At 53.3% G+C, this 12,270-nt stretch carries 10 protein-coding genes and 1 tRNA gene; 6 read left to right on the forward strand and 5 right to left on the reverse strand.

What is annotated here, in order from left to right:
- Positions 1–130: 130 nt before the first annotated feature.
- The 5 genes from AB1E33_RS26190 (at position 131) to AB1E33_RS26210 (ending at position 6,125) form a co-directional block, all read left to right on the forward strand.
- Positions 131–862 carry a TVP38/TMEM64 family protein gene (locus tag AB1E33_RS26190; RefSeq protein ID WP_372580207.1) on the forward strand — a complete coding sequence of 244 codons (732 nt, stop codon included), beginning with the start codon at positions 131–133 and terminating at the stop codon, positions 860–862.
- A gap of 3 nt (positions 863–865) precedes the next feature.
- Positions 866–2,284, forward strand: a complete 1,419-nt coding sequence (locus AB1E33_RS26195) for a dihydrolipoyl dehydrogenase family protein (protein WP_372580175.1) — start codon at positions 866–868, stop codon at positions 2,282–2,284.
- A 13-nt stretch (positions 2,285–2,297) separates the two neighbouring features.
- Positions 2,298–3,683, forward strand: coding sequence for a sensor histidine kinase (locus tag AB1E33_RS26200; RefSeq protein WP_372580176.1), 1,386 nt, complete (start codon positions 2,298–2,300; stop codon positions 3,681–3,683).
- 64 nt (positions 3,684–3,747) lie between these two features.
- A tRNA-Arg gene (locus AB1E33_RS26205) sits at positions 3,748–3,824 on the forward strand.
- Between the two features lie 636 nt (positions 3,825–4,460).
- On the forward strand, positions 4,461–6,125 hold the full coding sequence (locus tag AB1E33_RS26210; RefSeq protein ID WP_372580177.1) for an N-6 DNA methylase: 1,665 nt from the start codon (positions 4,461–4,463) through the stop codon (positions 6,123–6,125).
- A 27-nt stretch (positions 6,126–6,152) separates the two neighbouring features.
- Here the strand turns inward: AB1E33_RS26210 and AB1E33_RS26215 are convergent, their stop codons facing one another.
- From AB1E33_RS26215 to AB1E33_RS26235, 5 genes are all read right to left on the reverse strand, one after another.
- Complete coding sequence (locus AB1E33_RS26215) at positions 6,153–6,857, reverse strand: hypothetical protein (RefSeq protein WP_372580178.1); 705 nt, start codon at positions 6,855–6,857, stop codon at positions 6,153–6,155.
- 6 nt (positions 6,858–6,863) lie between these two features.
- The gene (locus tag AB1E33_RS26220; protein ID WP_372580179.1) at positions 6,864–7,961 is read right to left on the reverse strand and encodes a hypothetical protein; all 1,098 of its coding nucleotides are present in this window, start codon (positions 7,959–7,961) and stop codon (positions 6,864–6,866) included.
- Between the two features lie 10 nt (positions 7,962–7,971).
- On the reverse strand, positions 7,972–10,254 hold the full coding sequence (locus AB1E33_RS26225) for an ATP-binding protein (protein ID WP_372580180.1): 2,283 nt from the start codon (positions 10,252–10,254) through the stop codon (positions 7,972–7,974).
- Positions 10,255–10,353: 99 nt separating this feature from the next.
- On the reverse strand, positions 10,354–10,608 hold the full coding sequence (locus tag AB1E33_RS26230) for an Arc family DNA-binding protein (RefSeq protein WP_372580181.1): 255 nt from the start codon (positions 10,606–10,608) through the stop codon (positions 10,354–10,356).
- 472 nt (positions 10,609–11,080) lie between these two features.
- Positions 11,081–11,623: a hypothetical protein gene (locus tag AB1E33_RS26235; RefSeq protein ID WP_372580182.1), complete on the reverse strand. Its 543-nt coding sequence runs from the start codon at positions 11,621–11,623 to the stop codon at positions 11,081–11,083.
- A gap of 209 nt (positions 11,624–11,832) precedes the next feature.
- On the opposite strand from AB1E33_RS26235, the gene AB1E33_RS26240 reads away from it, so the two are divergent.
- Positions 11,833–12,075 carry a helix-turn-helix domain-containing protein gene (locus AB1E33_RS26240; protein WP_372580183.1) on the forward strand — a complete coding sequence of 81 codons (243 nt, stop codon included), beginning with the start codon at positions 11,833–11,835 and terminating at the stop codon, positions 12,073–12,075.
- Positions 12,076–12,270: the final 195 nt, after the last annotated feature.

Below are 12,270 nucleotides of genomic sequence, written 5' to 3' on the forward strand. Positions count from 1 at the left end.
CCCGGCGGATTCCGTAGCGTTCCCTCACATTTGGCGGACAAAATATCAAGGCGCTGTGATGCACCTGTTGCCCGGCGGCCTGGCGGCGCATGTTGGGGGCAAGATGAAATCCGACGAGAAGCCGAAAACCATGGGTGACACTTCCCAGCTGCCCCGCCAAGGACTGGCGCGGCACATCCCACTGCTGGTCCTGCTGTGCGTTGCCGTCATCGGTGCGGTCACATTGGGTGACTATCTGAGCTTCGAGACATTGCGCGATAATCGCGAGGCGCTGCTGGCCTTTCGCGACGGCAATTACGTAACGCTGGCGGCAGCCTTTGTCGGCTTCTACGTGCTGATCGTGGCGTTTTCGCTGCCCGGCGCGGCAGTGACCTCGATGACAGGGGGATTCCTGTTCGGGTTGACCATGGGCACCGGGCTGAACGTGGTGTCGGCCACCATCGGGGCAACCGCGATTTTTCTGGCTGCGCGCTGGGGGTTGGGGGCCACGTTGACCGCCAAACTGGATGCCTCGGAAGGCACGATTAAAAAGCTGCGGGACGGGCTGCGCGAGAATGAGATTTCGGTGCTGTTCCTACTGCGGCTGGTGCCGGCTGTGCCGTTTTTTGTCGCCAATCTCGTACCAGCGCTAGTCGGCGTGAAGCTGCGGAACTTTGTCATGACCACGGCGCTGGGCATCATACCGGGCGCAATCGTCTTTACCTGGATCGGCGTCGGTCTGGGCGGCGTGTTCGACCGGGGCGAGACGCCGGATCTGTCGCTGTTATGGGAGCCGTTTATCATCGGGCCCATCTTGGGCCTGTGTGTTCTGGCCGCCCTGCCGATCATCATCCGCGCCCTGCGCGGCAAGAAAGAGGTCTGAAGATTGTCCCATATCAAGACGGATATTCTGGTCATCGGGGCCGGTTCTGGAGGGTTGTCGGTGGCGGCCGGAGCCAGCCAGATGGGGGCCGATGTGACCCTGCTGGAAGGGCACAAGATGGGCGGCGATTGCCTGAATTTCGGCTGCGTCCCCTCCAAAGCGCTGCTCGCCAGCGCCAAACGAGCCCATGACCAGGCCCATGGCGCGACGTTCGGCGTGGCGGATGTGGCACCGCAGGTGGATTATGCTGCAGCCAAGGACCATGTACATGACGTGATCGCCCAGATCACTCCTATGGACAGTCAGGAACGCTTCGAAGGGCTCGGTGTTCGGGTGATCCGTGAATATGGTCAGTTCATCTCACCAACCGAGGTGCAGGCGGGCGATCAGGTAATCTCAGCCCGTCGGGTGGTGATCGCCACCGGATCCTCTCCGCTTGTGCCACCGATTCCTGGGCTGAAGACCGTTCCTTATGAAACCAACGAGACGCTGTTCGATCTGCGAGAAACTCCGGAGCATCTGCTCATCATCGGCGGCGGTCCCATCGGCATGGAAATGGCGCAGGCGCATGTGCGGCTTGGCTGCAAGGTCACCGTGATCGAGGGGTTGAAGGCGCTGGGCAAGGACGACCCTGAGGCGACCGCCGTCGTGCTGGGCGCGCTACGCGGCGAAGGCGTCGAGATCGTCGAAGGTGCTTTGGTGTCCGAGATTGCAGGACAGGCTGGCGCGATCATTGTGCTTACGCAGGACGGGCGCAGTTTTGAGGGCACGCATCTGCTGCTGGCGGTCGGCCGCAAATCAAATACCGACCGGCTGAATCTTGAGGCGGCAGGAGTCGAAACCACACCCACCGGCATCAAGATCGATTACAGCCTGCGCACCACCAACAAAAAGGTCTATGCCATCGGCGACGTGGTGGGCGAGCTGCAATTCACCCATGTGGCCGGGTATCAGGCTGGTGTCATTATCCGTTCTGCTCTATTCGGCCTGCCGTCGAAGGCAAAGTCAGGCCATATTCCCTGGGCTACCTATACCGACCCGGAACTGGCCCAGGTCGGGCTGACCGAGATGCAGGCCCGAATCCAGTACAGCACCCGCCTTGAGATCGCGCGCTTCGACTATCACCACAATGACCGTGCCATCGCCGAGCGAAAAACCACCGGATTTATCAAGGTGATGGTGGTCAAGGGCCGCCCCGTTGGCGTCACGATCGTGGGTCATCAGGCCGGGGAACTCATCAACTTGTGGTCGCTCGCTCTGGTCAATAACTTGAAGATGAGTCAGGTCGCCGCAATGGTGTCGCCCTATCCGACGATCGGAGAGGTCAACAAACGTGCCGCGGGGGCCTATTTCTCGCCAAGGCTGTTTGAAAGCCGGACAGTGAAACGCGTGGTCGGTTTCGTCCAGAAATGGATGCCCTGACCGGAAAGGTGACATGCTGAACTCGCTTTCGGGCAGATTTCTGATCCTGACAACGGTGTTTGTCATGCTGGCCGAAGTGCTGATCTTCGTGCCGTCGATCGCCCGGTTCCGCGAGGATTTTCTGCTCAATCGTCTGGAGCGCGCCCAGATCGCCTCGCTGGCGCTGCTGGCCGATGACATGCTGGCCGAAGAGCTTGAGGCCGAACTGCTCGAAAATGCCGGGGTCTACAATGTGGTCCTGCGTCGTGACGAGATGCGGCAATTGATGCTGTCCTCGCCGATCCCCGACCAGATCGCCGAGACCTATGACCTGCGCATGTCCAGCGCCTGGGTGTTGATCCGCGACGCCATGCTGCGCCTTGGCGATCGGGACAACCAGATCATCCGCGTGATTGGCCAACCGGTACGCGATGCCGGGCTGCTGATCGAGATCACCATGGAGACCGAGCCACTGCGCATGGCAATGATCGACTACGGGTTGCGCATTCTCGCGCTGTCGCTCTTCATATCGGTCATCACCGCGTCGATGCTGTTCCTAGCGGTTCGCGCGCTTCTTGTGCGCCCGATCCGCAGCGTGGTGGGCTATATGCAGCGCTATGCCAATGCGCCCGAGGATGCGCGCGGCATCATCAGCCCCAATGCCTCAGTGACCGAATTGCGCGAGGCCGAGGACGCGCTGCTGATGCTGCAGACCCAGCTGACCCATGCGCTGAAACAGCGCGAAAGGCTGGCCCAACTGGGCGGTGCGGTGGCAAAGGTCAGCCATGACCTGCGCAATATCCTGACCAGTGCGCAGCTGTTCACCGACCGGATCGAGGCAAGCGACGACCCGCTGGTGCGGCGCATGGCGCCGAAACTGGTAGGGTCGATCACCCGCGCCGTATCGTTGTGCGAAAGCACGCTGGCCTTTGGCCGCGCGGAAGAGCCCGCGCCGACATTAACCATGGTCAGCTTGCTTGATGTAATCGCGGATGTGGTCGCAAGCGAAACCCTGGCGGTTGCCGATGCGCAAATCGAATTCGGGATGGAGATCCCCGAAGGTATGACCGTTCGGGCCGATCCCGAACAACTGTTCCGCATCGTTATGAACCTCGTACGCAATGCCCGCCAAGCAATCGCCGCCACGGGCAAGCCCGGAACCATCCTGATTGCGGCCTCCGAGACTGACGAGGCATGGCATATCGAGATCAGCGACACCGGACCGGGACTGCCGCCCAAGGCGCGAGAGCATCTATTCACCCCATTTCAGGGGGGCATGCGCAAGGGTGGCTCGGGCCTCGGCCTCGCGATTGCCGCTGAACTGGTGCGCGGACATGGCGGAGACTTGTGCCTGAAAAAGACAGATGAGACCGGGACAAGCTTCGACTTTCGCTTGCCACGCGGCGACGGAACTTTTTGACCTCAGATATCGAAAATGGGGTTGCACCCCCCGATCACTGGGTCTAGACAGCGCCTCACCAAGTGGACCGATAGCTCAGCTGGATAGAGTACTTGACTACGAATCAAGGGGTCGGGGGTTCGAATCCTCCTCGGTCCGCCACTTTCCTTTTATGTGGCGACAAATAGTTTTGCCTTTTGCGACAGAACTTTTCCTTTGCGCCGCATAGCTTTGCCTTCTGCCAAATGGTTGCGTTGTGCATGTTTCCCATAGAAACTGGTTTTGAGCGAAGCCCTTCAGGGCGCTCGTCTCCAAAACCTGCTCCCGGCGAGGGTTGGGGGTAGCAAGTGCAATACAATTCGACAGGGTGGTGCGGCCCACAGGCGTTCGCCGAGGACACGGCCCTGTCTAATTGTATTGCGGGCGCGGGGGGACGAAGTCCCCTAGCTCTGCTGTTCTGCAGGTCGGACGGAAAGTGTGAATTCGCCGCATTGCAGCACAAAGCTTGGCGGATCTTCAAAGCAGACATTGCGGGGCATCACGTATGACATGTCGCCCCTTAGAATTTACATATTTGGCGCTGCCCTACTACACGCCCTGGCATTTGGGTTTCCAAAGAAGCTCAAACCTACACCTTGATGTTCGCGTTGTGAAATTGGGCATATAAGGCACACGAGCAGTAGTCGCTAGCGTTGCCGTCTTGCCGTCATGTCTGAGTGTCAGGATGAAAATAGATACTTTCAAATCCCAGTCCTGCAGGCTACTTTGCCAACAACGAAAAGAGAAATGAGGCCGAACTTGACCGCCCCCGTTGATGCCCGCAGAAAAAAAGATTTAGGGGCATTTTACACGCATCAAGGGTTGTCTGATGTCATCTGCTCTTGGGCCATAACCTCTAGTTCAAGTACGGTATTTGAACCCAGCTTTGGAGGCTGTGGGTTTCTAAGATCTGCTAGAGATAGGCTAGTCGAGGTTGGTTCAGTCTCATCATTGAAGCAGCTATATGGTTGCGATATCGACACGCATGCGTTCGGCCACTTGTCAAAGGTCTTTGAACACCCTGTCGACTTAAGTAGGTTCCATGAAGGCGACTTCCTCGACCAAGATTTTGGCGCTTCCTGGCCGAGTAAGTTTGATGCTGTTGTTGGAAACCCTCCGTATCTTCCGTATCGAAAGATTCCTATCGATAAGCGGGAACGAGTCCTTGAACAACTCAGGGAGTTTGGACTTGAATTGGACCGGCGTGCAAGTCTCTGGGCTTATTTCTGTGCGTTGGGGGTGATTTATACTAAAGCAGGAGGCCGGAAGGCTTGGGTTTTACCTAGCAGTTTTCTCTACGCGAATTACTCAAGATCGCTTCGGGCTTTTATTGCGGGAAGCTTCGACGATGTCCGAGCCTTTGAATTAAAGGAACGACAATTCCTACTAGAAGGAACAGAAGAGAAGACAGTTGTCTTGCTTTGCAAAAACCGCCTTTCTTTAAAGAAGCAAGCCAGTGGGTCAGATATACCTTTGACACGATGCAACGGCGTCAAAGACCTGAAAGTCGCAATTGCAGACTGGGACAAAGGCCTGGCTCAACATAACTCTCTTTGCGGAAGCTCAGTCTTCGATGCCTTGTCAGACAGTCCACGCAGGTTGATGGAGTACCTTCGCCAAGACCAAAGCTGCAGGACGCTTGGTAACTTCTTGGGCGTCAAAATCGGTCTCGTGACTGGCAACAACGCTTTTTTTACCCTTTCGGAAGCCGATCGCCGTAAGCACGATTTGCAACTAGTTGAACTTAGAAAGGTAATGCCAAGGTTCCAATTTGCTGCCGGGGTTGATTTCAAACCTGAGGACCATGAGTGTTTAATCGAGCATGGCGCTAAGGGGCACCTTGTCAGCGTAACGGATACTGAAGAAGCGTCGTCCGCGATGCGTTCTTACTTGGAGCAATACTCCGAAGAAGACATTGCAGAGTGCTCCACCTTCAAAAAGCGTTCAATTTGGAGCCAAACGGAAGACAACGCTCCCCCAGACGCTTTTTTTCCAGTGATGCAACATCATGGGCCTCGACTGGTACTAAATTCGAGTTCAATCAACTGTACAAACTCTGTCCATAGGGCATATTTTTTTGAACACGTGTCTAAGAGTGAGAGACAACTGCTTTGCTTGTCGTTGCTTTCGACGTTTTCGCAGATCTCAGCAGAGGCATGTGGCCGTTCCTACGGCTCCGGCGCTTTGAAGCATGAACCTCGCGAGGCTGAAAAGATAGAAGTGTTGATGCCGCAGTTGCACCCCAATACGATCAGGGCTGCATTTTCGCGTGTTGACAGAATGCTGCGGGATGGCAACCTTGAAGAAGCTCGACAGTTTGCTGACGACCTAATCATGAAGGGTCTCGGCGAAGAAGATATTCCGGAAAATCTTGCGTTACTTCGCTCAGGTTTGGAGCAGTTGAAGCATCACCGTCATCGTTGATCCTCATAGATTTAAAACCTATTGGGCCTAAGATGCGGCTTCGTCGGCCCAGTCTTGCGCCCACATGGTGTGCAAAAAGGACTTTGAACTTTGATTGAGCGTTGATGCCAATCTCGTAGCATAGTCATGCAAGCAAATTTTCTGCAGAGTGCAAATTGCCGTGTTCCAATTGGGCATCTCTCTCAGCTCATTCCACTCAGCTTCGTAGAAGTTTGCAGCCACGATCTCGCACAAGAGACCAACTTCCATTGGCGGATGACACCAACGTGGGGTTTTCAAAAAGCAATCTAGTGTTCGATCACCATGTAGATGGCCGCCATACTGGAGATGCGTCATAGGGCCAGGCTGCCAGTTTCCAGGTTCCTTTTGATTGGCCATGTCCAAGTGCCACCGCGGTGTGGGGCGATTATCATAAACGTGGTCGAATTCGATTGCTACGCAGAGAGCATCGAACGCGGTCAACACTCCATCTGACTGATCAACCGCAACCATTTCCGCAACAACCTTGGGAACTATGGGGTTCTTGTTTGTGTCGACGGTTTCTGAAAATAGGATTGGCAGACCTCTATCTACTTCATAGTTCCACGTGTGGCTGTTTCCGAACCCCTTTAGTTCACCAGCGATACGGGATAGCGCAGAAACCCCAATGTCTTGAATTATCCCCACATCTGAGAGCGCCGCACATATTGAGCTCAGCGCATCGCTTGCTTGTTTGGCTGTCAGAACCGTCATTTGACTTTACTGCCTTGCCGCTAGAATTTGAGGGATAAGGTTTTTGTCACTCTCTTGTATTTCAAAGGTGTTGCTTCCGTTCTTATAGTTGTCCGTCTGAATGCAGTCCCAACAAATACGCCGTTTCACGATAAAGTTTGGCTGAGGCGGCTCGTATACCGCTAAAGAGTGCCGGAGTTCTGTCCCGCGGCCACAGCAGGAACAAGCGAAAGCGATTAACTCGTTGGTCGAGCCCTCGCCAACTACCCAAGGTGACTCGGCCGCAGCAAAGCCGTTCTCAAATTTTTGGTTAAGAATTTCTGTTCTTTTGGCGCTCGTTAGTCCTGTTGCTCGCTTCCCAAAGACCCCATTTAATACCGCGTCGACCTGGTGCGCCCACCATCGCCGACTCTCAGACGCAAAAAGCCCTTTGTACGGTTCAACGCCTTGATCTGTGAGCACTTTTGCCGCTTGTTCGGCAAAGCCCAAGGCCACCCCAAAACGAGCCAGGAGCTCATTATCGTCAATCAATAGCCCAGTTCGCCCCGTTAGGAGTTTTGAAAGGATACGACTTACGATGTGTGGTGCAGCTGCGTCCTTTACGGCCTCCGTGAGCTCTTGGTGATCAACCACGTGGTGCTGTTCTTCTGGCAGACCTACCATCGCTGTGATGTCATACACCCCCTGCATCTGTACAAGAGCGGTGTAAGACTCACAAAGAGCGATCATCTTTGCGATGGCGCGTTCAGATGAAGCTTGAAGCTCTTCCTTAAACATGACCTCGTCGAAAAGGTCGTGTGCGGTCTTATCTGGTGCGAAACGCTGTTTGATATTTTGTTCTGATGAAACCAAAACAATTGGAAAATCGATCTCTGGATTATCGATTGCGGCGTCGCGAAGCAATTGAGCTAGTGGGCCGCCTTTAAAGGCTTTCGACGCAGGGAAGCCCGCCAAATGCTGATCTAGCCGATAGTCCAAGGCTACAATATGCGGTTTCGCCTCCAAAAGGATTCGACGCAGTTCCATGATCTCATCAAGGCCTTGATAAGAGAACGATATTTTTTCATCTGAGAGTAGTTCTGCGTACACCTCATCGAGATCATCTACGAATATTCCTGTGAACAACTTAGGTCTCCTATTCTGCTGGGACCGCGAATTCGATTTTGCAGGAATAGCCCTCACTGGCATCCGCTACGCGAGCATACCCACCGTAGTTGGCAGCGATATCAGCCACAATGCGCAGGCCAAGCCCTGTTCCAGGGCCAGACAAAACATCCTCATCACTTGAAAAGGTTGTGGTATAAAATGCGTCAAAAACGCGTTCCCAGCGGTCCTTAGGGATTCCCAAACCATTGTCTTCAAACCAAAGCACAGCAAAACGACCTTCTCGGTGCGCCCCTATAGCGATCTTGCGCATATCCGTCTTGGCTAAATGAAGTGACTTAATTGAGTTCGTCAGGAAATTCAGTAGAACCGAGTCAAGTTCGCTCTTGTGCATTGGAAGTGTTCGAAGACCTGGAGGGTGAATCTTGCCACCAATGTCAACATTCTGTTTAGAGAGGTAGTCCCCGAATTGGGTTTTGAAGCGGTCAATACCCCCTTTCACGGACAGGCTTTCGAGTTCTCGGCTCTCGGTAGCTGAAACCAAACCTGAAACATAGCCGCCAACCTCAAAAATCCTTGCGCTATTTGCAGATAGCTCTTCAAAGTGGTTTTCGATTGCAGTTCGGGTCGGGGAGTTTTCAAGTTTCGCAATCGAACGGTTCAAGAGTTGAAGTCTTGCCTTCATTGCATCCTGTGCGCCTATGATTTCATGACCGAAGACACTTACGGAGAGCCCGAGTGATGCAAGTAACCTAAGCATTTGCTCATATTCCATTGACGCACGGTTTTTCTCCTCAACCGTGTCAACGTAGACTGTTAATTCTTCTTCGTACTTTGTGACTTCTTCAGCTAGCTCTTCAATATCTTCGAGAACCGATGAATCATCATCACTTTCAGCTTCGCTCAGCTGATCGGCTCTGTCCCTCAGCTTTTGCTTCAGTTCAGTGAAAACTGCTGAGGGCTTGCGCGCGATCGGTTCGAACCCTGGCTGATGGGCTGTTGTCTTACGACCACGCACTGCTGCGATCCGTTTCGCAGCCCATTCCACCGCATCGTGAACGAACTCCTGAAGCTCAGCGAATGCGTCGTTCTCTACTAATCCCTCTCTACTCGCGGTTTCCTCGAACAAGATGTTTTTTTCTTCTGAAAGTTCGACATGACCGAAGAAGTTTCTGTTCGAGCCTGCAACCAAAATGTTGCGTCGGCCCGTATCATAGTCTAGCCGCAGCCAGTCATCATTTGGCTCTCCGTATGGTAGGACGCGAAACCCGTTACGATAAATGCGTATGCCACCAAACTGGCGACCCATTTGCCCGGCGGCACGTTGGCTGATACCAGACAGGTATTCAGCGTCATAGAGAAAGTACTTTGTCGTAAACGACAGCTCTCCAGTCAGAAAGAACTCTTTCTCAACCTCTAGTTTTTCATCAAGATCAAGTATCTCAGATTTTACACGAACGCTGGCGGCCCCGCTCTCGTCAATTGAGCCGGTTATGGTGGCCAAAGCGTTTGAAAGAAAAGTGGATTCGATCGACATTTCAGGAATGTCTGACAATTCAGAGCCGTCAATCGTAACTCTAAACCCAGGATCGATCTTCGGACGACTATCATCGGATGGTAGTTCAGAGACTGGGAAGGGCGGCTGGAGCAGAAGAACGGATTTCCAGACTTTTTGGACCGCAGAGTCCTTCCAAGCGTCTCTAAGATCTATTATTTGAAGCTTGGTGCCATGGCTGTCTGGGTCTTTTGTATAGGTCTCGAACGAGTTAAAAATCGCACCGAGAGTCTGACCAGGCACGAAATTTTTGTCCCAGTCAAACTTTACTCTAACCCCTTTATCTTGCCCTTTGACCCTTGTTTCCATGATCAGGTGCTTGCCAAGACGTTGGACCGCAAATCGCCCGATTCCTTTTCGACCAGCGTAAGCGCGTCCGAACTTAGCAGAACTTCGTTTCTCGACCTTGGATTCTGTTGCGATGCGCATCCATGCGTTTCTGACCACATCCTCGGTCATTCCGACGCCATCGTCTTCAATTACCAAAGTCCCGCCTTCTTCTCCTCGCCCGGAGAATGTCAGCGAAACATGGGTTGCATCAGCATCATACGCGTTTTTTATCAGTTCGGAGAGGGCGGTATCCTGCTTGGCAACGAGCTCAAAGCCAAGTCGCTGGATGTGACCGGCGTCGACGGAAAACCTGACGCGTGATGGATCCAAGTCCACAAGTTTACCACTAAGTTCTTCGATGAGGACGAAATCTGGTACGTCTTTCGCAGCCTCTTTGGCGATCCTCTTCTGTATTTCTTTTTGTTCCACGAGTCTGCCAATTCTATCGTTATGAGTGCTTTGATCGCCTTAAGTTGGTTTGTTTGCGATGGGCGCTCGCACGCCACAATTAACTCTGCCAGGTAGCCATCAGCGGCTCTTTTGTTCTTTTCTTTTTGCTTCTTCGCTAAATTTGGCGAAGCCGTCTTGCAATTCTTCAATGCGAGCCTCGAAGACCGCAATTCGGTCATTGAGACTTTCATATGTGTCTTCGTCGAAAGACTCCTCAAGGCGACTTACGATTTCAGCAGTCATCGACCGTTTGTTTTGTTTAGCGGCAGCCTGGACTCTGGACTTGAGTTCTGGTGGGATTCTGAGCCGGAAGTGGAGATCATCTCGAGACATGACACACCAATGCCACACAAGGCAGCTGACGCACAATGACGCACATTTGACATATTGTGCGTCATTGGTGTGTCATATTTGGAGGAGCTAATGGCGAAAAAACTGCTCTTGAGACGCTGCATCGCAGCGCTTAACTTCGTGAGCAATTGCAGGGTTGGGCCGGTTGGGCCGGTTGGGCCTACCAGATTCCTGTCAGTGCACTCATCACCACTGCAAGCACGACCATCGCAATGATTGTGATGATAACGATCGACCTGTCTTCCTCGTGATAGTACATCGGCCCGCCGCACTTGGGACACGGTTTATTGTTGCCATCTTTCGACCTCCTGGATTCATGGTATGCGCGGCGGCATTGGATGCCACGCTGCGCACCAAGGTCCGCTTCGGGGATCCTGATTGGCTGAATACCATACGCGACGAATGTCGGCTCTGGGCCGGTGGTCATCGTCAACGTCGCAATGTTGACACCCAGCTAAATCCTCAACTGCGTCTGAGCGCGGTTAAGATACCCATCTCCAACAACCAGAACGTACTTATTTGTAAGCTTCACCAGGAGTTTCTCTGACGAGAGCATCCGCTTGGCAGTACTCCAATGCACTTTGAGGTTTCGGGCGACGGAATTGACTGTCTTGCATTGCATCGCGGCTTTGGCAAGCTGGTATTGAGAAAACAGACGGCGTGGCCGTCCTGGTTTCACCGGCCACCCCCTTTGCTTGATCATTTTTGTCAGCGTTGATCGCTTCATTCCATTGTCGGCCGCAATTTCCTTGTAGGATTTGCCGGATTGGCGCTTTCCATAGAGATCGCGAAGGTAATCAACACCTGCAATTTGTAGCGCTTTTCTGGCGAGTAGGGGCGTGATTCCGAGAAACAGTGCCATCGATCGCAAGGTGTCCGACTGCTCATAGATTTTCTTGATTTCAGACGGCAGATAACAGCGCCATTCGCCTTCAGAGACAGTGATTGCGACCATCCTCCGCTCATCTTCAATCATCACTGACACATCGCTGGGCAATCAATGGCTCCCAAGTTGCCTGGCAAAGCTGCCGCACGAGTCAGCGACATCAAACTCGGCGGATTTTGTCAATTTCTTACTCCAAAACTATAACATCGCGAAATCAAGGGTGCGTAATGTAACCATCAGAAAATAAATGGAAAAAGTTGATTTTTTGGCTAAGGTTGAGGAAAGAATGAACAACCTCCAAAGATATTAGGACTTAGCTCATGCACCAGCCAACTCCCACCGATCTTAGAAAGCATGAGCGGATCAAGTTTGAGCTGCGTTTGGCGGGGACGTCTTTAGCGGAGATCAGCCGCGAGCTTGGGATTTCGCAGGCTTCGGTGTCTACGGTGTCCATGGGCAAGCGCCGCTCGCGGAAGATTCAGCGCGCGATCGCAAACCGTCTCGGACGGGACCCAGAACAGCTCTGGCCTAAGCGCTATCGGAAGAAGGAGAGTCGCAAATGATCTAGCGAATTCATGAGTTGGAAGAGGTCAGGCCCCGAGAGCTGGAACTCATCGAGGCCTGTAATTTAGCTAGTCGAAGTCGATCCGACACACCCCTTCTTCCTCCGATACCCGTGCAAAGTCAACTGTTTCGTCACTCAATTGAGCGGCGATACCCATTCGCTTTGCCCAAATTCACGAAGAACAGAGGGTGGA

The organism is Ruegeria hyattellae, assembly GCF_041537925.1.
Taxonomy (GTDB): Bacteria; Pseudomonadota; Alphaproteobacteria; order Rhodobacterales; family Rhodobacteraceae; genus Ruegeria_C.

Excerpts from the sequence above, each read along its gene's own strand:
- AB1E33_RS26190 (WP_372580207.1), top strand. The coding sequence starts at position 131 with ATGGGTGACACTTCCCAGCTGCCCCGCCAAGGACTGGCGCGGCACATC.
- AB1E33_RS26200 (WP_372580176.1), top strand. The coding sequence starts at position 2,298 with ATGCTGAACTCGCTTTCGGGCAGATTTCTGATCCTGACAACGGTGTTT.
- AB1E33_RS26215 (WP_372580178.1), bottom strand. The coding sequence starts at position 6,857 with ATGACGGTTCTGACAGCCAAACAAGCAAGCGATGCGCTGAGCTCAATA.
- AB1E33_RS26230 (WP_372580181.1), bottom strand. The coding sequence starts at position 10,608 with ATGTCTCGAGATGATCTCCACTTCCGGCTCAGAATCCCACCAGAACTC.
- AB1E33_RS26240 (WP_372580183.1), top strand. The coding sequence starts at position 11,833 with ATGCACCAGCCAACTCCCACCGATCTTAGAAAGCATGAGCGGATCAAG.